We start from the raw sequence: 19,495 nt of genomic DNA, 5'->3' as shown, positions 1-19,495 counted from the left end.
ATCGACGCGCGATCCGGCCACCGGACCGCAATGGTCCGCAATCGACCGCAACGGGGCGTAACAGCCGGCCGGCCGCCCCCGGGCGGGCCCCCGCCCGGGGGCCCGCCGGGACCGCCTCGGGTTCAGCAGCTGCGCAGCTCCGGGCTCTGGTTGCGGATCTGGTTGTGCAGCGAGGTGAACTCGCGGTACGCCTCGCTGTCCTCGGCGCCGGGCCGGAAGGCGCCGACGCGGTGGCAGTTGACGAAGGCGAGCTTCACGCCGAAGTGGTCCTCCAGGCTGCCCCGGATGGCGTTGCTGGCCAGCGCGCGCAGCAGCTGGGCGCGCTGCTCGTCACTGGGGGTGGTGTTGTCGGTCGTGAACTCGGCCTCGGTGGCGGCGAGTTCGGTGCTCAGCCCGGCGACGACCTGGTAGGCGTACGGGAGTGAGCTGCGGACGGTGTCGAGGAAGTCGGCCTCGTCCACGCGGCCGTTGCGGGCCTGGTCGAGGAGGGCGGGGGAGACGTCGAGCGACATGGGTGTCCTCTTTCGCGGGGCGCGCGGGTACGCACTCGGGAACGGTTGGCGAAGATGAAAACCATTTGCGTGAAGGACTGTCCTGGACGCCCCGACGATCTGTCAAGTACCGCCCCTCGAAGGACTGACGTGCGGCGGCTCCGGCGGTCGGCGGACCTTGATGACGAGCACCGCGATCACCACCGCGAGCGCCACGAACACCAGCCCCATCTGGAAGGCGCCGGCGATGCCGTGCACCAGCACCCGTGAGGAGTACGGCGCCGGCAGCTTGCCGCTCGCCCTGAACTGGGCGGCCTGCTGCGGGGTGGCGTGCTGGAGGAACGTCCCGACCTGCCGCCGGGCCTCGTGGTGGCCGGCCGTGCCGTACACCGTGACCAGGATCGACAGGCCGAGCGAACCGCCCACCTGCTGGGCGGTGTTGAGCATGCCGGTGGCCGCGCCGGTCTCGTGCGGGGCCACCTGCGAGACGACGGTGAGCAGCACCGGCACGAAGATCGAACCCATCCCGAAGCCGAACAGCAGCGTCGGCCCGAGGATCCCGGCCGCGTAGCCGGTGTGGATGTCGATCCGGGTCGCCCAGAACACGCCGCCGAGCACCAGCGCCGACCCGGTGACCAGGAACGGCTTCGGGCCCCACCGCAGCTGGTTGCGGGCGGCGAACTGGGAGGCCGCGACGGTGGCCGCGCTGATCGGGAGGAAGGCGAAGCCGGCCCGCAGCGGGCTGAAGCCGAGGATCTCCTGGACGAACAGGGTGATGAAGAAGAAGATGCCGAACATCGTCGCGCTCACGCAGAGCATCAGCCCGTACGCGCCGGAGCGGTTGCGCTCGCGCAGGAGGTGCAGGGGCGTGATCGGCTGTTGCGCGCGCTGCTCGTTCACTGCGAACGCCGCCAGCAGCACCACCGCGAGGCTGAACGCGGTCACGGTGACGGCGCCGGTCCAGCCGTGGTCGGAGGCGCGGATGAAGCCGTACACCAGCGAGACCATGCCCGCCGTGGCGGTGAACGCGCCGGTCAGGTCGAAGCGCCCGGGGTGGCGTTCGGACTCGTTGATGTAGAGCGGCGCCAGCAGCACGATCGCGATGCCGATCGGCACGTTGACGAAGAACACCCAACGCCAGGACAGCCAGGAGGTCAGCATGCCGCCGAGCAGCAGGCCGATGGCGCCGCCCGCGCCGGCCACGGCGGAGAACACCCCGAAGGCCCGGTTGCGCTCGGAGCCCTCCTTGAAGTTGGTGGCGATCAGTGCGAGCGCCGTCGGCGAGGCGATCGAGCCGCCGAGGCCCTGCAGGGCCCGCGCGGCCAGCAGCCAGCCGGAGGACTGCGCGACCCCGCCGAGGAGGGAGGCGAGGCTGAAGACCAGGACGCCTAGGACGAACACCCGCCGGCGCCCGAGGATGTCGCCTGCCCGCCCGCCGAGCAGCAGCAGTCCGCCGAAGGTGAGGGCGTAGGCATTGATGACCCAAGACAAGTTGGTGGTGTTGAACTTCAGCGCCTGCTGGATGTGGGGCAGCGCGATGTTCACGATCGTGATGTCGAGAACGACCATGAGCTGGGTGGCCGCAATGACGGTGAGGGCTATCCTCGGGCGCCGGCCGCGTCGTGCAGTCGCGGGCGGTGCGAGCGCCAGGGTGCGCGAGCTTGCCAAGGCAGGTCCCCCAATGGCGTGGGGTCGAACGACGGTGAGTGAACGGAATCCATTCGCTACCACGGACCGTAGTCCCGGGGAGATAAGGAACACAAGCGTTCATTACCGACAACCATCTGTTTTCGGACGATGGCGGGCGGTTGGCGCCTCTGCAACGGGAGGACCGGCGCGCCGATCGTGTCGTTCGCGGGGCATGAAGACCACGCTCAGCAGGAAGCCGAAGAGGATCTGGGAGCCGGTCCGGGCGACCCGTACTTCCTGGAGCAGGTTGCTCCAGCGCCGGTCCGCCGCTCCTCGGGCGACTCTCGTCGGCCGCTACGGCATCGCCTCGCGGAGGCTGTCCTGCCTGGTCATCGTGATCGCCGCCCGCTCCTCATCGGCGCGTGCAGCAGCCGCAGGGCCGGGCAATCGCGGAGCATGGACGCCCGGCCGCTCCGGGGACGGAGCTGCTGACAGCCGTCCGTGCGGGCCGGCGCCGTACGGCACAAACCGCCCACCGTCACCATCCCTGCGCAGTTCCTGACCAGCGCCCGTGTGCTCGCCCGCTTCGTCGAGGAACCGCAGGTCCAGACGGAGCCGAACGTGCCTGCCCGGCCCGGGCCAGGCTTAACGGCCGGTGCGGGATCCGCCTGTTTATCCGGGTCCCGTTGGGTAGACGCTGGCAGGACAAACGTGCCGGTAGGCCTCCAGGGTCGGCCTGTGCGTTCGAGCGCTGATCGGATAACCACCATGAACGAGCACGCATCCACCTCAGCCGGATCATCCGCTTCTTCGCCCGGTACGGCGTTGTTGCTCCGGCCGGTCGACACGGCGGCGTCCGTCGTGCGCCGAGTACCGGGCGCCAGGACCGTCGGCGGAGTGGTCGACGGTGTGCTCGACACTGTGGGACTCGTGTCGCCGCGGGCACGCCGCGTCGCCGCCTACACCGGCGCCGGGTTGCTCGGGGCACTGGGCGCGGTCGACTGGCGGTGGCGGCGGCCGGTGCGGCTGCCGTGTGGCTGACCCAGTCGCGGTCGGCGCGTACCGTGGCTCCGACGCGGGCGCCGAAGGCCGCGCGGCGTAAGCCGGCCGGCAAACCGAGCGCCGGTACGAGTCGCAAGACGGCGGGCAGCCGCCGTACGACTGCCTCCGCCAAGTCCTCTAAACGGAAGGCCGCGTGACGCGGTCGCCCGAGGGTGAGTCATGGTCCTGCGTCTCCTGGCCCGACTGCCGGCGGCTGGTCTCGGACTGACCCTGGCCGTGCCGGTGGTCGTCGCGCGCGCCGCGGTCCCTACGGCCCGTGCCGCCGCCCGGGTGGCGGTCGAGGCCGCCGGGGCCGGCGTCCGCACCACCGCGCACACCGCCACCGCAGCCGCCGTCACGGCACGCCGCGTGGGGCGGGTGACCCGTAACGCGGCTGAGGCGGGCCGGGGCTACTGGCAGGCCGGCTCCCGGGTCCAGCTGTCGCTGCGCCCGCGCGCGGGCACCACCGCCGGCAGAGCGCGGAACCTTGAGGTGGCGGCGCGGAAGGTGGCGCTCGGGCTGGCCAAGCGGCCGGACGTGGTCGCCGCCTACTGGGACGGCGGGCTCGCCCGGCTGGTGGTACAGCTGACCCAGGACGCCGTCACCGAGCGCGTCGTGGACCGCGCCACCGAGCTCGCCGACGATCAGCGCCTGGAGCGGGTGGACGAGGAGGTTCTGGAGACCGCGCACCCCGGCCGGACCGGCAGTGTGCGCGCACAGGCGATCGCCCTCGGCTGTGACGCGGTGGGTTTCGCGACCGCTCTTGGAGCGCGGGCGATCCCGCTGCGGACCGCGCCCCGGCTGGCCACCGCCGTAACCGCTCTGGTCCGCGAGGACCCGGAGGTCCGCACACGGCTCCGCCGCCGCCTCGGCGACACAGGCTCCGACCTGGTGCTGGCAGCGGCCGGGGCGGCGGCGTACGGCGTCGGGCAGTCGCCCACCGCGCTGGCCCTGGACGCGGTACTGCGCACCGGCAGGCTGATGGAGACTATCGCCGGCGCCGCCGCCTTCGACTCCGCGCACGACACGGTCTGCGCGCCCGGACGGCTGAGCGTGGCGGGCGAGGGCACCGCCCGCCCGGCGCTGCGTCCGCTGCCCTGCGACGAGTACGCGGACCAGGCCGTGGGCGGAACCCTGCTCGGCTCCGCCGCGGCCCTGCTGTTCACTCGCGACATCGTGGAGGCGGCCGAGGGGCTGGTGGCGGGCAATCCGAAGGCCGCGCGCTACGGTCCGGCCGCGTTCACCGCCGCGCTGGGCACCGAGCTCGCCCGTGAAGGCGTCCTGGTCCGCAACCCGGAGCGGCTGCGCCGCCTGGAACTGGTCGATACCGTCCTCCTGCACCCCGACTCCCTGCGCGGCAGGGCGAGAACGGTCCTGGAGGTCCACCCCAGCGCACCCGGCTGGGATCACGACCGGCTGTGGCAGGCCGCCGCCGCTGCCCTGGAACCGTCGGCGGTCGAACCGGACCTCGAACTCCGCCCGGTGCCAGACCAGTTGGGCTCCTCGGGCTCCTCGGGCTCCTCGGGCGCCGAGACTGGCCTGATGATCGCTGTCGTCGACGGTGCGGACATCGGCACGGTCCTGGTCAGCCGGGAGATCGCCCCGCTCGCCGAGGCCGCGCTGGACGCCGCCCGTCGCGCCGGACTGCACGTCGTGGTGGCCGACGACGGCACGCTCGGCGACTTCGGTGCTCTCGCCGATGAACGAGTCGGCGCTGAGCGGCCGTTGATTGAGGTCGTGCGTCAACTCCAGCGCAACGGACGGGTGGTGCTCACCATGGCGCGCGTTCCAGCCGGCGATGATTCCGAGTTGACGGACAGCGCCCGGGACCTGCTCGCCGGATTGCTGCGCAGCGACCTCGCGGTCGCGGTCACCGACGAGGACAGCGCGGTGGTGTGGGGCGCGGACCTCCTCCTGCTGAGCGGTCTCGAATCCGCCTGGCGGCTGCTGGCCGCGATTCCCGCCGCGCGCACCGTCGCCCGGCACTCCAGGACCCTGGCCGAGGCGAGCGCCGCGCTGTCCGGGCTCCTGGTCGTCACCCGCGGCCGACGGCCACACGGCACCCTCCCGGTCGGCATCCGCCTCTCGCCCGTCAACGCCGCGACCGCCGCGGCCCTCGTCTCGGGCTGGCGGGCCGCCCTGCGCGTCGGCACCCGCAGCGCCCCCCACCCGCCGCCGCGCGTCCCCTGGCACGCCCTCGCGCCCCGGGAGGCGCTGGCCCGACTCAAGGCCGTCCGCCGCCCGGCGCGCCCCGAGGGCCTGCGGGTCCTGTCGGGCGCCGTCCGGCGGGTGCAGGGGCTGCCGGCGTTCGCCCCGGTGCGTCTGACGGGCCGCCTGATCGGCGCGATGCGCTCCGAGCTCGACGATCCGCTGACACCGGTCCTGCTGGTCGGGGCGACCGCCTCCGCCCTGTTGGGCTCGACCGTGGACGCGCTGCTGGTCACCGGAGCTCTGGCGATGAACGCGCTGATCGGCGCGGTGCAGCGGATGTGCGCCGAACAGGCGCTCTCCGCACTTGAAGTGACTCAGCATCAGAAAATCAAGGTGGTCGACGGGAGCCGGTCCCGCAGGGTCAAGCCCTCCGATCTGGCGCCCGGTCAGGTGATCGAGCTGAACACCGGCGATGTGGTGCCCGCCGACGCCCGGCTGCTCGACGTCGACGACCTGGAGGTCGACGAGTCCTCGCTGACCGGCGAGTCCCTCCCCATCGCGAAGCAGGTGGACGCGACCCCGGAGGCAGCCGTCGCCGACCGCCGCTGCATGGTTTTCGAGGGCACCACCGTCGTGGCCGGCCACGCCCGGGCCGCCGTCGTCGGCACCGGGGACGACACCGAGGCCGGACGGGCCGCGCACCTCGCCGCCCGCACCCCGCCGGCGGCCGGCGTCCAGGCCCGGCTGCGCGAACTGACCAACCGCAGCCTGCCGTTCACCCTGCTCGGCGGAGCCGCCGTCGCGGGCCTGGCCGTGCTGCGCGGGCGCCCGGTGCGCCAGGCCGTCCGGGGCGGGCTCGCGGTCGCGGTGGCCGCCGTGCCGGAGGGCCTGCCGCTGGTGGCGACGGTCGCCCAGCTGGCCGCGGCCCGCCGGCTCAGCCGGCACGGCGTCCTGGTCCGCACCCCGCGCGCCCTGGAGGCGCTCGGCCGGATGGACACCGTTTGCTTCGACAAGACCGGCACCCTGACCGAGAACCGCCTGCGGGTGACCCGTGTCGGCACGACCGACGGCGCTCTGCACCCCGCCGACGACCCAGCCGCGACGCCCGTCCTGCGGATGGCGGCCCGGGCCTGCCCGCCCGCCGACGACACGGCCGTCCACGCCCACTCCACCGACGAGGCGATCCTCGCGGCTGCGCCGGACGAGCTCGGCTGGACGCCCGACCAGGCGCTGCCGTTCGAGGCCAGCCGCGGCTACGCCGCCGCGACCGGGGCCGACGAGGAGGGCCGCGAACTGCTCGTGGTGAAGGGCGCACCCGAGAGCGTCCTGCCGGCCTGCACCGGCGCCGGGAAGGAGGAGGCCGAGACCGTGGCCGTCCTCGGCGCGGAGGGCCTGAGAGTCCTCGCCGTCGCCACCCGGTCCCTCGCCGACGGTGCGGAGGCGGTCGACCTGCCGCTGGAGCGGCTGGAGCTGGTCGGCTTCGTCGCCTTGGCGGACACCCCGCGCGCCAGGTCCGCCGCGCTGATCGAAGGACTGCGGCGGGCCGGGGTGCGGCCGGTCATGCTCACCGGCGACCACCCGGCCACGGCCCGTGCGGTGGCTGTCGCGCTGGGCTGGCCCGAGGAGCTCGAACTGGCCATCGGCGACGACCTGGCCAGCCTCGATCGGACCGGCCGTGCCCGCCGGCTGCGGGGCTGCGACGTCGTCGCCAGGGTCGCACCGGAGCAGAAGGTACTGGTCGTCGAGGCGCTTCGGGAGGCGGGACGGGTCGTGGCGATGGTGGGCGACGGGGCCAACGACGCCGCCGCCATCCGCTCCGCCGACATCGGGATAGGCATCGCCGCCCGCGGCTCGGCGGCGGCCCGCAACGCAGCGGACCTGGTGATCACCGACGACCAGCTGACCGTCCTGACCGACGCCGTCGACGAGGGCCGCGCGCTGTGGCGCAGCGTGGCGGACGCGATCACCATTCTGATCGGCGGCAACGCCGGCGAGATCGGCTTCTCCCTGCTCGGCACCCTGCTGTCGGGACGCGCCCCGATGTCCACCCGCCAGATCCTGCTCGTCAACCTGCTCACCGACATGTTCCCGGCGATGGCCGTCGCCGTCACGCCACGGGACGACCAGCCGGCCGGGGAGAGCGCCCCGCGCGCGGGCACCGCGGCCCTCGACGCGCCGCTGGCCCGCCAGATCCGGCACCGGGGCCTGGTGACCGCCATCGGCGCGACCACCGCCTGGCTCATCGGCACCGCCACCCCCGGCTCCGCCCGGCGCACCAGCACCATGGCCCTGTGCGGCGTCGTCGGCGCCCAGCTCGCCCAGACCCTGACCGGACGGCGGCGCAGCCCCCTGGTCCTGGCGACCGTCCTGGGCTCCGCCGCCGCGCTCGCGGCCGTCATCCAGACGCCGGGCGTCAGCGGGTTCTTCGGGTGCGTCCCGCTCGGCCCGGTGGCCTGGGCGGGCGTCGCCGCGTCGATCGCCGTCGCTGTGGCGGCCCCACCGCTGATCCCGCAGGTCGAGCGCCTCCTGCTGCTGGCCCTCGCCCGGGCCTTGGCAGCCGTGCGGACGGCCGGTCAGCGGTCGTCCGGTCCAGGGTCGTCCGGTCCAGGGTCGTTCGGTCAAAGCAGCACGCCATGAAGGACACCCTCGCCGAGTACCACCGTCGGCGGGACTTCTCGAAGACCGCCGAGCCCGAGGGCGGCCGGACCGATCCCCGCGCGCGCCCCTCGTTCGTCGTGCAGATCCACGACGCGACGGCGATGCACTTCGACGTCCGCCTGGAGATCGACGGCGTCCTCAAGTCCTGGGCCGTGCCCAAGGGCCCATCCCGCGACCCGCACGACAAGCGCCTCGCCATGCCCACCGAGGACCACCCGCTGGAGTACCGCGAGTTCGAGGGCGTCATCGCCGACGGCGAGTACGGCGCGGGCACCGTGATCGTCTGGGACGAGGGCACCTACCGCAACCTCTCCACCGACCGCGCCGGCCACGACCTCCCGCTCGCCGACGGGCTGGAGCACGGGCACGCCTCCTTCCACCTCTACGGGCACAAGCTTCACGGCGGCTACTCCCTCACCCGCATCTGCACGAAGCGTTCGGACGGCCGGGAGGCCTGGCTCCTGGTCAAGCACGCGGACCGCAGCGCCACCACCGACGGCACTCCCGACCCGACCAGGGCACGCTCGGCGCGCACCGGGCACACCCTGAAGCAGATCGCCGAGACAGGCGGCGGCGCGCCATGACGGTCCTCCTCGACCGCCTGCCGGACCGAGAGCAGCACCTGCTCCGCCCGGCCCCGGCCTCACCCGGCACCCCCATGCTCGCCGTGCTCACCGACCGCCGGGACTTCGACGACGACTGGCTCTTCGAACGCAAACTGGACGGGCTCCCGCGCCCTCGCCGCCCACCACGGCCAGGACACCACCCGCCTTCCGCTGCGCACCCGCAAGGCCCTGCTGCGCGACGCCCTCGACTTCCGTGCGCCCCTGCGTTTCACGCCGCACCGCAACCACAACGGCTACGGCCTGCTGGAAGAGGCGTGCGCCCGCGGCTGGGAGGGGCTGATCGCCAAACGCCGCCGACGGCCTGTGACGACACCGCCACCCTGCTCTACCTGGCCGACCAGGCGTGCATCACCCCGCACCGGTTCCTCTCCCGCGCCGACGAGCCGGACCACCCCGACCGGCTGGTCTTCGACCTCGACCCTCCCGAGGAGGACTTCGCCCCGGTTCGCGAGGCCGCCCGCCTGCTCCACGAACTCCTCGACGAGCTCCGGCTGCCGTCCACCGTCATGACGACCGGCTCCCGCGGTCTGCACGTCCTCGTGTCCCTGGACCGGCGCGCCGCCTTCGACGACGTCCGCGCCTTCGCCCGCGACCTGGCCGATCTCCTGGTCGCCCGCCACCCCGACCGATTCACCGCCGAGACCAGGAAGCAGGCCCGCCGAGGCCGGCTCTACCTGGACGTCCAGCGCAACGCCTACGCGCAGACCGCCGTCACGCCCTACGCCGTACGGGCCCGGCCGGGCGCCCCTGTCGCCGCGCCGGTGGCCTGGGCCGAGGTGGACGACCCGGACCTCACCTCGCAGCGCTGGACCCTGGCCACCGTCGACAGGCTCCTCAAGGACGACCCCTGGCGGGACGCCCCGCGCCGGGGCCGCTCGCTCAACCCGGCCCGCCGCCGCCTCGCCGCCCTGCGGCCAGGCGTCGCGAGACCGCCATGAGGTCGAGCCCGGCGATGCCGGTGGACCCCGCGCATACGGCGGCGAAGAGGGCGTACGGGCCCTGGTTCGGCGCCGGACCCGGGTCGGCCGGGGCTGCGAACACCGGGGCTCCGCATACTGCGGCTCACCCGAGCCGCAGGCGTACCGCCAGCTGCGGGCCCTGCTCCTCCCGGTTCTCCTGGCGCCGAGCAGAGGCCGGCGATCGTGTGCACCATCGTCTCGACGTCCTCTGGCGTGCCGAGAAGGTCCGCGGTGATCCCACCGGCTGGTGGGAGGCGGTTCTCCGGCGTCGACGCGCTGTGAACGTCGAACGTCTGCGAGGAGCTCACCCCCGGGCCCGGTACGGGGATCGCCGAGGCGCCGTCGGGGCCCGGCTCGGCCACGGTCCAGATGCCCTCCGATGTCACCGTGGGCGGGTCCTCCCACACATTGCCGATCCGGGTTCGCCCACGGCCGGTGTGCGTCGGAAAGACGGCTTCGAGCGCGTCGAGGAGCGCGTCCGCGGCTTCCCGCGTGCCGTCCGAGAGACGCACGAGCACGTGGCCGGCGGAAAGGGGCAGGCCCATCCGTTCTCCTCCGCCGATCGTTTCCTATCGTTTCCTGTGGTTCGAAGACCAGGGACTCACGATGAGCCGGCCGTCGCATCTCCGGACCGGCCGTGGGCTCACCCCTGCCGGAGCTGGGAGAGCAGCTCCGGCAGGGAAGCCACGGAGTCGAGCTCGTGGTCCGGTTCGGCGCTCCCGCGTTTCGGAGCGCCCGGGGCCGCCTTGCCGGTGTGGACCAGCACGCCGGTGATCCCGTACCTCTGTGCCGCGAGCACGTCGGATTCGATGTCGTCACCGACCATCACGGCTTCGGCCGCGGCGACGCCCAGGCGCGCGAGGGCGCCGGCGAAGAACGCCTCGGCCGGTTTGCCGAGCACCTCGGCCCGCACGCCGGCCGCGTACTCCAATCCGGCGACGAAGGCGCCGCTGTCGAGCTGCAGCCCCTCCGACGTCCGCCAGTAGGCGTTCCGGTGCATCGCGACCAGTCGTGCCCCGCCCCGGAGCGCGGCGAAGGCCCGGTTGAGCGCCGGGTAGTCGAGCTCGGGCCCTGCTCCACCGATCAGGACGATCTCGGCGTCGTCCGGATCATCGACCAGTTCGATTCCGGCCAGGTCCTCTCGGATGTCTCCGCTGTTGAGCAGCAGGCACCGGGACCCCGCGAGGCGGTCGGCGGTCGCGGCGGGCGCGGTGAGTACGCACTCGACGCCGACCGGGAACCCCGCCTCGGCAAGGGTTCCGGCGATTGAACGCCTGGTGCGCGAGGTGGTGTTGGTCAGTAGCACGTACCGCACGTCGTCGGCGCGGAGCTCACGTACGGCCGCCACGGCGCCCGGGATCGGCTTCCAGTCCATCGTGAGCACGCCGTCGATGTCGAGCAGCACCGCTTCGCCCTGTCCCATGCCCTGACGATAGCTCCGACCGTTCCCTCTCCGCCGCCCAGCGGCACACGGGGCGGGTCACCGGCGATACCGGGCCCTGTCGAGCACCAGGAAGAACTCGTCGGTGTCGTCGAACTCTGATGCGCCGGGAGACGGGGCTCGCCCCGTCGGAGTAGCGGCGCCGGTTCGGCCCGGAGCAGGGCTAGTGACCCGGCGCGGCCAGGTACCGGGCTCTCAGCCCGTGTTCGTGCAGAGGTAGAGCTGCTGGGCGCCGGGCGCGTCATCGGCTCGTGCGTCGACGGCCGGTGCCTTTGCGACGGTTGTGCCGCCGTACTCGGTGGCCGTACCTCGGTGCAGGCGGTCCGCACCCGGGACTGGATCGGCGCCGTCGTCGGGTTGCCGAGGTCGAGGACCTGGGCGGCGATTACCGGACGGTGAGGTGTGAGGGGATGACGTTTCAGCATCCGGCGCGCAAGCGCGCAGACGGCCGTCGGGGCCGGTGGCCATCTCGGCGGGGCCTGCTGCCGGTCAGTCCCGACGCGCACTCACCCGCCGTGCTGGCCGCCTTCGGCCTGGTGTGGGTGCCGCCGTTCGTCCTGGCGGGCGCGCGGCTGATCGCCCGCTGGAGCGGAATCCGACGGTGACCGGCCGTGGTCCCGCAGCTCGCCGAGGACCGCCCAGGCGACCGACACCACCGGCACGGCCACCACCGCGCCCAGCACCCCGGCCAGGACGGCGCCGCCGATCACCGACAGGGCGATGACCACCGGGTGGATCCGTACGGACCAGCCGAGCACCAGTGGGTGCAGCAGATGGCCCTCGATCTGGCCGATGACCACGATCAGGGCGAGTACGAGCAGGGCGACCACCGGTCCGCGGGCGGCCAGGGCGACCAGGGCGGCGACGGCCAGCGCGATCGGGGAGCCGACCAGTGGGACGAGGGCGGCGACGAACTCCAGCACCATCAGCGGCAGGACCAGCGGCACCCGCAGGACGGCGAGCGCGATGCCCACCAGCGCGGCGTTGGCCGCCGCCACGATCAGCACCCCGCGCGTGTAACCGGCGAACGTACGCCAGGCGGCGCGCCCCGCCAGGTCGCACACCGGACGCGCCCGGGCCGGGAGTTGGCGCTGCGCCCAGCACCACATCCGGTCGCCGGAGTGCAGGAAGAACACCGAGCAGAAGATCGCGAGGGCCAACGCGGTGAGCAGTTCGACGGCCCGGCTCGCCTCATTGAACGCGGTGCTGAGCAGCGCCGAGCGATGGCTGCTGACGAACTCCCCGATCTTCGCCCGGAGGCCGGTGACGGTGCCGGCCCGCAGGTGGAAGGGCGCGCCGGTCAGCCAGTGGTCGATCCGGCCGAGGCCACCGCGCAGCTCGGCGCCCAGCCCGTTCCACTCGCCGGCGACGGTCGTCCCCACCAGTGTGAGGACCCCGCCGAGGACCACGACGGCGAGAACGAAGGCGAGCAGGACGGCGAGCGAGCGGGGCAGCGCCAGGGCCAGCAGGTCGACGAGCGGCCGCAGGACGGAGGTGATGACCAGCGCCAGGAACACCGCGATGACCGGCAGTTCGAGCCGGGCGAGCACGGTGACGGTCAGGTAGGCGGCCACGCCGAGCAGGAGCAGGCGCCACGTGTACCCGGCGGCCGTCCGCAGCCCGCGCGGCACCCGGTCCCCAGGTACCGCAGGCCGGGTCCGAGGCGAGGCCACCCGGGGGCGGCGGCTGCCGAGCGGCGGGGGACGCCGGTTCGGTCCGGTGCCGTTCACTCGCACGGGCCGCCTCCTCGGGCTCGGCCGGATTCCGTCCGGTGTCCTGCGGCTACCCGGGTGGGTGTGCGGGAAACGGATGCGCTCACAGCTGCGCCGTCACCGCGACCAGCAGCGCGGCCAGTCCCACGGCCAGCCAGGCCGCGTAGTCGCCGAGCAGCCCGGAGTGGAGGCGGCGCAGCGGCAGGACGGCCGCCCGGTACAGCCCGCCGGTGTCGCGTCGGGGGACGCGGCGGACGGCGGCGGTGGCGAAGCCGGCGGCCAGCAGCGCGGACAGCAGACCCAGTGCGACCCCGGAGGCGGTCCACCACGCGTCGGGAGCGGCGGCGACGGGTGCTCCCGGCTGTCCGAGGACATCGGCGAGGTAGCCCGCACGGTCGGCGAAGGCCGCCGCTCCCGCAGCGAGCGCCCGTCCGACCCCCGGCAGGACACCGACGGCCAGGCAGCCGGCCAGCAGCAGCCCCGGCACGGCGAGCATGGGCGTCGGCAGTCGGCGGTCAGCTGAACGGATCTCCGGCTCCTCGCCCTCGCCGGTGGTCGCGGCCACCTCCGGGTGTTCGGAGGGCGGCGCACCGACTCCGCCGAAGACGCGCAGGCCCGCGCGCAGCACCGCGCCGCCGGTGAGTGCGGACACGAGGACGAACACGGCTGGCAGCCAGCCGAGTTCGCGTCCGGCAGCCTCCTCGGTGACGGCCTTGCCGAGTCCGGTGCCGAACGGTGGCAGCCCGGCCAACGCGAGCGCGCCGAGGGCGAACAGCACTCCGGGCACCCGGAGTTCGCGGGCCCGGCCGTGCAGTCCGTGTTCGTCCACCGAGCCGTAGCGGTCAAGCAGGACGCCGGTGAGGCCGAACAGGGCGGCCTTGGCGCCTGCGTGGCCGGCCATGTACACCGCTGCTCCGGCCAGTCCGGCCGGGGTCAGCAGCGCCGCGCCGACCAGGAACAGACCGACGTGCCCGACCGTGGAGAAGGCCAGCATCCGCTTCAGGTGCCGCTGCTGCCAGCACATGACGGAGCCGACCAGCGCGGTCAGCACACCGGCGGCGAGCAGCGTGTCCCGGACGACGGCCTCCGGAAGCCCGCCGACGCCGCCGAACACCACCCGGTGGATCCTCGCGACGCCGTAGACGCCGAGTTCGACCATCACCCCGGACAGCAGCATGCACACCGGACTGGGCGCCACCGCGTGCGCGTCCGGCAGCCAGAAGTGGAACGGCGCCGTCGCGGCCTTCACCAGCGGACCGGCCAGCACCAGGACGAACGCTACGACAACCAGGGTGTCCCTGCCGTGCCCCGCCGCGGCCCGTTCGTCCAAGGCCGTCCCGATCTGGGCGAGACCGAGTTCCCCGGTGCGGGCGTAGAGCAGACCGATGCCGAGCAGCGAGAGGTACGCGGCGGCCGAGTTGACCAGGCCGAAGGCGAGGGCGCCGTGCAGCGGGCGCGGATCCTCGATCCGGTAGCCGGTCAGCGCGTAGGCGACGGCGCCCATCAGCTCGAAGAACACGAAGGCGTCGAAGAGGTCGCCGGTGAGCGCGAATCCGCACATCCCGGCCTCGAAGAGGAGCAGCAGGGCGGGGAACATCCCGCCGTGCTCGCCGGAGGGTTCGTCGAAGTACCGCCAGGCGTAGCAGATCACGGCGAGCACCAGGACGGCGACGAGGAGCGCCAGTCCGCTGCCGAGCCGGTCGGCGACCAGGACGATGCCGACGCTGTGGCCGCCGCGCGGGCTCCAGCCGCCGAGCCAGGACACCTCCCGCCCGTCCGGGCTCGTCCGGGCCCACAGCAAGGAGAGGCAGACCACGTCGGCGGCGGCCCAAGTGGTGGCGAGCACGTCGCGGCCCAGGCGCGGCAGCCATCGGCCGGCCACGGCCAGGACGGCGGCGCCCAGCAGTGGGATGGCGACGGCCAGCGGGAGGAGGTCGGAGACGTTCAGGCCTGTCACCCCCGCAGCCCGGTGAGTTCCTCAGGGTCCACCGTGCCGTGCCGCTTGCGCAGTTGGATCACCAGGGCCAGCAGCAGGGCGGTGACCGTCGCGCCGACCACGATGTCGGTGAGCGCGAGCGCCTGGACCACCGGGTCCACCACCGGAGCATCGGTGGGCAGGTCGGAGAAGACGGGGGCGGTGGCGCCCCGGCGGTAGCCGACCGCGAGCAGCAGCACGTAGGTCGAGGACTGCGCGACGGCCAGGCAGCCGACCGCCTGCACCAGGTTGCGGCTGGTGACGAGGCCGTACAGGCCGGCGAGCAGGATCCACCCGGCGACCAGATAGGGGAAACTCATGCGCCCACCTCGCTCCGCTCGGCGGTCGCTTCGCGAAACGCGCGCCTCTTCATGGTTCGCTCGCTCACAGGTCCCTCCTCGGGCTCCGGGGGACGACCTCCACCGCCTGGTCCAGGAAGTGCGCCAGTAGCACCACCACGCCCGAGCCGACCTCCACGCCCACGACGGCGTTCACCACGGCCACCAGCCCGCTGGAGGAGAGCTGATTGAAGGTCCCGAGCGGCAGGGTGTTGGCGAGGTAGCCGACACCGTTCGCCAGGCCGATCAGACCGAGCGCGGCGAAGGCCCCGGCGGCCAGGGCGTCCGCCACGTCCAGCACCGCGAGCGGGCGGATCCGCTTGAGCACCAGGTAGTCGGCGGCGACGTACGCCAGGTGGAGTGCGGTGGCCAGTACCACACCTCCCTGGAAGCCGCCGCCGGGGCTCAACTGGCCGTGCGCGACCAGGTATCCGCCGGTCAGCAGGGTGACCGGCAGCAGGGCGGCGCCGAACAGCCGGGTCGTGGGCAGGACGGGTTCGGCGGCGGCGCGGCGCTTGCGCTCGTCCCGGGCGAGACGCAGCAGTATGCCGGCGCCGAGCACCGAGCCGAACAGGATCGACTCCTCGCCGAGGGTGTCGAAGGCTCGCTGGTCGAAGTTGACCGAGGAGACGATGTTGGCCGTGCGCTGGGTCAGTCCGGCGGCCACCGCCCGCTCACCGTACGGGTGTCGGACACCGCCGAAGCCTGGCAGCTCGGTCGCGGCGGCGATCAGGGCGGCGGCGAGGACGGCGGCGGCGGTCAGGAAGAGCCGCAGCCGGGCGGTGCGGCTCACTCGGTGCGGTCCTGGCGGTCGTCGGGGTGTTCCTCGCGGCGCACCTTGCGGACGGTCAGCAGGATCAGCAGCGGGGTGATGGCGCTGCCGACGCCGAGCTGGGAGAGCGCGACGTCCGGGGCCTGGAGCACGGTGAACAGCACGGCGAGGCAGAGCCCGAGCAGGGCGAGGACGACGGCCTGCCGGACCGGGTCGCGGGTGAGCGCGGCGGCGGTCGCGGTGACGGCGGTGAGCAGCAGCGTGATCACGATCAGGGCGTTGTTCACCGCTTCGCCTCCTGCTCGGCGAGGACGGTCGTCCGGGCGAGGGCCATCGTCGTGACGGTGCCGCCGACCGTCAGCAGCAGGCCGATGACCAGCAACTTGGCGGCCGCCCGGCCCGGCCCGGTGTCCACCGCGAGGGCGAGGGCGACCAGCGGTGCACCCAGGGCGGCGGCGGGGGAGAGGGCGTGCAGCCGCAGGTACGGGCCCGGGAGCACGATGAGGGCGAGGGCGGAGAGCAGCAGGGCGGCGGTGCCCGCACACAGCAGGACCAGCGCGACGGTGTGCCGGCCCGTCACCGCTGCCTCCCGGCCAGGAGGCGGGTGAACACCAGCGTCCCGGCGGGGGCGAGTACGGCGAGGTCCAGCGCCAGGTCGGTGTACGAGGTGCGGCTGAACCCCTGGGCGAGCAGCAGCAGGACGACGGACGTCACCGTCGCGGCGAGGTTGAGCGCGGCCAGCCGCTGCTGCGGCGCGCCGCGCAGCCCGAGCAACAGGCAGGGGCCGATCCCGCCGGCGGCGAGGAGGGCGGCCGCCAGCAGCCAGGCGTTCATCGGGCGTCTCCGGTCAACGCCCGCTCCAGCACGGAGATTTCACCGCCGAGCGCGTGCACGGTCAGGCTGCCGGCCGCGCCCTTCTTGGCGTCCGCGACGTCCACGACGTACGCGCCGGGCGTCGCGGACAGGAGCGCCGCGGCCCAGGCCGGTCCGGTGCCGGGGGCGAGCCGGACGGTCCGGAACCCGTCCCGCCGGTGCTGCGGCGAGAACACGGCGAGCGTGAGCCGGCCGGTGTCGGCCAGCAGGGTCCACGGAAAAGCCCAGAGCGCCTGGGCCAGCCGCGTCGGTCCGCCCGGTGCTGCCCCCGAGGCATGCCGGACCGCGACGGCGCCGACGGCCGCGAGGAGCGCGATGCCGCCGCCGACCGCCATTTCCAGTGGCGTCACCGAGCTGATCAGCACGGTGTTCAGCAGCAGCAACACCCCCCACCAGAGCAGGAGTTCGACCGCCGTCCGCATCGCACCACCCTCAAGACAGGCCCTGGGGCACCCGCCGCCGTGGCGGGCGCCCCAGGTCTACCGCCCGGTCGGCGCACGCGTGCCGCGCGCAACGCCGCCGGACGCGCGATCGCCGTACCGGTCCACCCGTTCGCCGGACGGTGGAGCCGAAACCTCTGATGATCGGCCCGGCCGGTTCAGTCGGGCGGCTCGTGCGGCTCCGGTTCGTGGGCGGGCCCGGTCGCCTCCGGCTCCTGAGACGACTCCGTCACCTCCTGCGGCTCCAGCATGTGGGCTGTCTCCGTGGCGTCGTACTCCGGGCCGCCCTGCGGCCTCTTCCCCTCCTCCGGCACGGGTGGCGGTCGGCCCTCACCCGTCATCCGGGACGATTCCGGCGTTTCGACCGGTACCGGCGGGTCCTTCGGGACGGGCTTCCCCGGGTCGCTCATCGCAGTTACCTCCTGGGGCGGCCGGTCAGGGCCGGAAGCGCACCTTGACCGTGCCGTCCTGTTCGCTCGCGGGTTCAGTCCTTCCCGGCGTCCTTGACCTTCTCGGCGGCCTGCTTCAGGTCGCTCTTGATCTGCTTGCCACGGCCCTCGGCCTCGACGACCCGGTCGCCCATGGCCTTTCCGGCGGCCTCCTTGGCCTTGCCGTGGGCCTTCTGCGCCGCGTTGCGCAGCTTCTCCTCGGTACCCATGGCGGGCACTCCTCTCGTGACGGGGGCGATGTCCGCCCCACGCCGCGCCTGCCCAGGACCGGCGGTTCCACACCACGTCACGGGCACCGCCGCTCACCGCCCCCGGGCGAGCGCGCGGGCGGCGGCCCCGAGGAGCACCACCCCGCCGGTGGCGAGCAGGCCGTGGTGCTGGGAGGCCCACAGCTGGGCACTGTGCTCGCGGGCCTCGTCGTCGAAGCGGCCGTGGGCGCCGTGGTCCTCGACGGCGTCGCCCGGTGTCCAGAGGTTGGCCCGGTCCTGCGCGCTGCGCGGCCCGGCCTCCTGCTGGGCGTCGATCCCGGTCCGGGCGAGGTAGCGGTCGAGCAGGCCGGGGGCGATCGCATTGGCGAGCAGGGTGGCCGCTGTGCTGGCGCCCACCCAGTACTCCCGGCGCCCGGGGTGGTCGGCGGCGTAGCGGACGGCGCGGGCCGCCAGCTCGGGCTGGTGGACCGGTGGGACGGGCCGGGCGCGGCCGCGTAGCCGGTTGAGCACCCAGTCGAACTGCGGGGTGTTGACGGCGGGCAGTTGCACCATGGTCACACGCACGCCCGATCCGCTCGCCAGCAGTTCGCAGCGCAGCGCCTCGTGCCAGCCCTGGAGGGCGTGCTTGGCGCCGCTGTAGGCGGTCTGCAGCGGGATTCCCCGGTAGGCGATGGCCGAGCCGACCTGCACGATGGTGCCGTGGTCGCGCGGCAGCATCCGGCGCAGCGCGGCCCGGGTGGCGTTGACGTAGCCGAGGTAGGTGACCTCGGTGACCCGGCGGAACTCGTCCGCGCTGATCTCGGTGAAGGGCGCGAACACCGAGACGAAGGCGTCGTTGACCCAGATGTCGATCGGGCCGAACTCCGCCTCGGCCCGGGCGGCCGCCGCTTCACAGGCCCCCGGGTCGGCCACGTCCGCCAGAATGGTGCGCACCGGCGAGCCGGCGGCCTCAGCCTCGGCGGATGCGGCGCGCAGCCCGGCCGCGCCCCGGGCGACCAGCACCAGGCGGTCGCCCCTGGCGGCGAAGGCCCGTACACAGGCCCGGCCGACTCCCGCGGTGGCGCCGGTGATGACCACGGTGCGAGGCTTCGAACGCAGGTTGATCGTCATGGCGGGCGTCTTGCCGGGCGGGCGCCGCCGAAACGTCACGCAGGGGCCCGGACCGTCACGCGCGGGGGCGCGGATCGGGGTCGTCCGGTGGCCGCGTGCACTTGCCGTTGTTCCGGTGCAGGCGCCAGATGGGTAGCAGCAGCCAGCAGGACACGAACCAGAGCATGACGGCCGCGGTGATCCAGCCGGAGACCGCCGATCCGACGGCCACCCGCAGCAGGAGCAGCAGGGCCGAGCCTACGGTGAGCGCCAGCAGCACGAGGCCGGTGGCCACCAACCTGGCTGCCGCGTCGACCAGTTGGGGCTTGAGGCGGTGCCCGGCGAAGATCCGGTGGTAGGCGACCGGGGAGGTCAGCGCTCCGGTGGCGAGTGCTCCGAGGACGACCGTGGCCACGTACAGTCCCCGGTCGAAGCCGCCGAGTTCGGCGAAGCGCGGCATGAAGACCACGCTCAGCAGGAACCCGAAAAGGATCTGCGAGCCGGTCTGCGCGACCCGCACCTCCTGAAGCAGGTCGCCCCAGCGCCGGTCCGCCCGCTCCTCGGGCGACTCCCGTCGGCCGGTCCGGGGCACGGAACCGTCGCGCCCGGTGTCCGGCCTCGTCATGGTCATCGCCTCCGCCT

At 73.7% G+C, this 19,495-nt stretch carries 18 protein-coding genes and 1 pseudogene; 3 read left to right on the top strand and 16 right to left on the bottom strand.

Going from position 1 to position 19,495, the window contains the following annotated elements; all coding sequences use genetic code 11:
- Positions 1 to 122 precede the first annotated feature (122 nt).
- From ACFVWU_RS19240 to ACFVWU_RS19230, 3 genes are all read right to left on the bottom strand, one after another.
- The gene (locus ACFVWU_RS19240; RefSeq protein WP_387622146.1) at positions 123 to 512 is read right to left on the bottom strand and encodes an SCO5389 family protein; all 390 of its coding nucleotides are present in this window, start codon (positions 510 to 512) and stop codon (positions 123 to 125) included.
- Between the two features lie 102 nt (positions 513 to 614).
- Positions 615 to 2,159 (bottom strand): MFS transporter, encoded by a 1,545-nt coding sequence (locus ACFVWU_RS19235; RefSeq protein WP_387622144.1) that lies wholly within the window; start codon positions 2,157 to 2,159, stop codon positions 615 to 617.
- 102 nt (positions 2,160 to 2,261) lie between these two features.
- Positions 2,262 to 2,426 carry a DUF6328 family protein gene (locus tag ACFVWU_RS19230; RefSeq protein ID WP_387622196.1) on the bottom strand — a complete coding sequence of 55 codons (165 nt, stop codon included), beginning with the start codon at positions 2,424 to 2,426 and terminating at the stop codon, positions 2,262 to 2,264.
- Positions 2,427 to 3,341: 915 nt separating this feature from the next.
- On the opposite strand from ACFVWU_RS19230, the gene ACFVWU_RS19225 reads away from it, so the two are divergent.
- The 3 genes and pseudogenes from ACFVWU_RS19225 to ACFVWU_RS19215 all read left to right on the top strand — a co-directional run.
- Complete coding sequence (locus ACFVWU_RS19225) at positions 3,342 to 7,949, top strand: HAD-IC family P-type ATPase (protein WP_387622142.1); 4,608 nt, start codon at positions 3,342 to 3,344, stop codon at positions 7,947 to 7,949.
- Positions 7,946 to 8,554 (top strand): DNA polymerase ligase N-terminal domain-containing protein, encoded by a 609-nt coding sequence (locus ACFVWU_RS19220; protein WP_387622140.1) that lies wholly within the window; start codon positions 7,946 to 7,948, stop codon positions 8,552 to 8,554. Before ACFVWU_RS19225 ends, ACFVWU_RS19220 begins: the two co-directional genes overlap by 4 nt.
- Before the next feature lie 344 nt (positions 8,555 to 8,898).
- Positions 8,899 to 9,534, top strand: a pseudogene (locus ACFVWU_RS19215) (DNA primase small subunit domain-containing protein); the annotation flags it as partial.
- Between the two features lie 664 nt (positions 9,535 to 10,198).
- On the opposite strand, the gene ACFVWU_RS19210 reads toward ACFVWU_RS19215, so the two are convergent.
- The 13 genes from ACFVWU_RS19210 to ACFVWU_RS19150 all read right to left on the bottom strand — a co-directional run bounded on the left by ACFVWU_RS19210 (position 10,199) and on the right by ACFVWU_RS19150 (position 19,484).
- Entirely contained in the window at positions 10,199 to 10,978 is a 780-nt protein-coding gene (locus tag ACFVWU_RS19210; protein ID WP_387622137.1) for an HAD-IIA family hydrolase, read from the bottom strand.
- A gap of 524 nt (positions 10,979 to 11,502) precedes the next feature.
- Positions 11,503 to 12,732 (bottom strand): AI-2E family transporter, encoded by a 1,230-nt coding sequence (locus ACFVWU_RS19205; protein ID WP_387622135.1) that lies wholly within the window; start codon positions 12,730 to 12,732, stop codon positions 11,503 to 11,505.
- A gap of 79 nt (positions 12,733 to 12,811) precedes the next feature.
- On the bottom strand, positions 12,812 to 14,656 hold the full coding sequence (locus ACFVWU_RS19200; protein WP_387622193.1) for a complex I subunit 5 family protein: 1,845 nt from the start codon (positions 14,654 to 14,656) through the stop codon (positions 12,812 to 12,814).
- Positions 14,657 to 14,661: 5 nt separating this feature from the next.
- Positions 14,662 to 15,003, bottom strand: a complete 342-nt coding sequence (locus tag ACFVWU_RS19195; protein WP_387622132.1) for a sodium:proton antiporter — start codon at positions 15,001 to 15,003, stop codon at positions 14,662 to 14,664.
- Between the two features lie 64 nt (positions 15,004 to 15,067).
- Positions 15,068 to 15,814, bottom strand: coding sequence for an MnhB domain-containing protein (locus tag ACFVWU_RS19190; protein WP_387622130.1), 747 nt, complete (start codon positions 15,812 to 15,814; stop codon positions 15,068 to 15,070).
- Positions 15,811 to 16,080: a Na(+)/H(+) antiporter subunit B gene (locus ACFVWU_RS19185; RefSeq protein WP_387622128.1), complete on the bottom strand. Its 270-nt coding sequence runs from the start codon at positions 16,078 to 16,080 to the stop codon at positions 15,811 to 15,813. The genes ACFVWU_RS19190 and ACFVWU_RS19185 overlap by 4 nt, the downstream gene beginning before the upstream one ends.
- Positions 16,077 to 16,373: a monovalent cation/H(+) antiporter subunit G gene (locus tag ACFVWU_RS19180; protein WP_387622125.1), complete on the bottom strand. Its 297-nt coding sequence runs from the start codon at positions 16,371 to 16,373 to the stop codon at positions 16,077 to 16,079. The genes ACFVWU_RS19185 and ACFVWU_RS19180 overlap by 4 nt, the downstream gene beginning before the upstream one ends.
- Positions 16,370 to 16,627, bottom strand: coding sequence for a monovalent cation/H+ antiporter complex subunit F (locus ACFVWU_RS19175; protein ID WP_387622122.1), 258 nt, complete (start codon positions 16,625 to 16,627; stop codon positions 16,370 to 16,372). Before ACFVWU_RS19175 ends, ACFVWU_RS19180 begins: the two co-directional genes overlap by 4 nt.
- A complete protein-coding gene (locus ACFVWU_RS19170) occupies positions 16,624 to 17,088 on the bottom strand; it encodes a hypothetical protein (RefSeq protein WP_387622119.1) in 465 nt (154 codons plus the stop codon). Before ACFVWU_RS19170 ends, ACFVWU_RS19175 begins: the two co-directional genes overlap by 4 nt.
- Positions 17,089 to 17,264: 176 nt before the next feature.
- A complete protein-coding gene (locus ACFVWU_RS19165) occupies positions 17,265 to 17,516 on the bottom strand; it encodes a hypothetical protein (RefSeq protein ID WP_387622116.1) in 252 nt (83 codons plus the stop codon).
- 74 nt (positions 17,517 to 17,590) lie between these two features.
- Complete coding sequence (locus tag ACFVWU_RS19160) at positions 17,591 to 17,764, bottom strand: CsbD family protein (protein ID WP_387622113.1); 174 nt, start codon at positions 17,762 to 17,764, stop codon at positions 17,591 to 17,593.
- A gap of 93 nt (positions 17,765 to 17,857) precedes the next feature.
- A complete protein-coding gene (locus tag ACFVWU_RS19155) occupies positions 17,858 to 18,874 on the bottom strand; it encodes an SDR family oxidoreductase (RefSeq protein ID WP_387622111.1) in 1,017 nt (338 codons plus the stop codon).
- Positions 18,875 to 18,929: 55 nt separating this feature from the next.
- The gene (locus tag ACFVWU_RS19150; RefSeq protein ID WP_387622109.1) at positions 18,930 to 19,484 is read right to left on the bottom strand and encodes a DUF6328 family protein; all 555 of its coding nucleotides are present in this window, start codon (positions 19,482 to 19,484) and stop codon (positions 18,930 to 18,932) included.
- Positions 19,485 to 19,495 lie beyond the last annotated feature (11 nt).

Source organism: Kitasatospora sp. NPDC058190 (genome assembly GCF_042883685.1).
Classification (GTDB): Bacteria; Actinomycetota; Actinomycetes; order Streptomycetales; family Streptomycetaceae; genus Kitasatospora.
This window is presented reverse-complemented; position numbering and strand designations above follow the sequence as displayed.

Bases quoted from the DNA above. Each gene is read 5' to 3' on its own strand.
- ACFVWU_RS19240 (WP_387622146.1), bottom strand. From the start codon at position 512: ATGTCGCTCGACGTCTCCCCCGCCCTCCTCGACCAGGCCCGCAACGGC.
- ACFVWU_RS19225 (WP_387622142.1), top strand. From the start codon at position 3,342: ATGGTCCTGCGTCTCCTGGCCCGACTGCCGGCGGCTGGTCTCGGACTG.
- ACFVWU_RS19220 (WP_387622140.1), top strand. From the start codon at position 7,946: ATGAAGGACACCCTCGCCGAGTACCACCGTCGGCGGGACTTCTCGAAG.
- ACFVWU_RS19210 (WP_387622137.1), bottom strand. From the start codon at position 10,978: ATGGGACAGGGCGAAGCGGTGCTGCTCGACATCGACGGCGTGCTCACG.
- ACFVWU_RS19195 (WP_387622132.1), bottom strand. From the start codon at position 15,003: ATGAGTTTCCCCTATCTGGTCGCCGGGTGGATCCTGCTCGCCGGCCTG.
- ACFVWU_RS19175 (WP_387622122.1), bottom strand. From the start codon at position 16,627: ATGAACGCCTGGCTGCTGGCGGCCGCCCTCCTCGCCGCCGGCGGGATC.
- ACFVWU_RS19170 (WP_387622119.1), bottom strand. From the start codon at position 17,088: ATGCGGACGGCGGTCGAACTCCTGCTCTGGTGGGGGGTGTTGCTGCTG.
- ACFVWU_RS19165 (WP_387622116.1), bottom strand. From the start codon at position 17,516: ATGAGCGACCCGGGGAAGCCCGTCCCGAAGGACCCGCCGGTACCGGTC.
- ACFVWU_RS19160 (WP_387622113.1), bottom strand. From the start codon at position 17,764: ATGGGTACCGAGGAGAAGCTGCGCAACGCGGCGCAGAAGGCCCACGGC.
- ACFVWU_RS19155 (WP_387622111.1), bottom strand. From the start codon at position 18,874: ATGACGATCAACCTGCGTTCGAAGCCTCGCACCGTGGTCATCACCGGC.
- ACFVWU_RS19150 (WP_387622109.1), bottom strand. From the start codon at position 19,484: ATGACCATGACGAGGCCGGACACCGGGCGCGACGGTTCCGTGCCCCGG.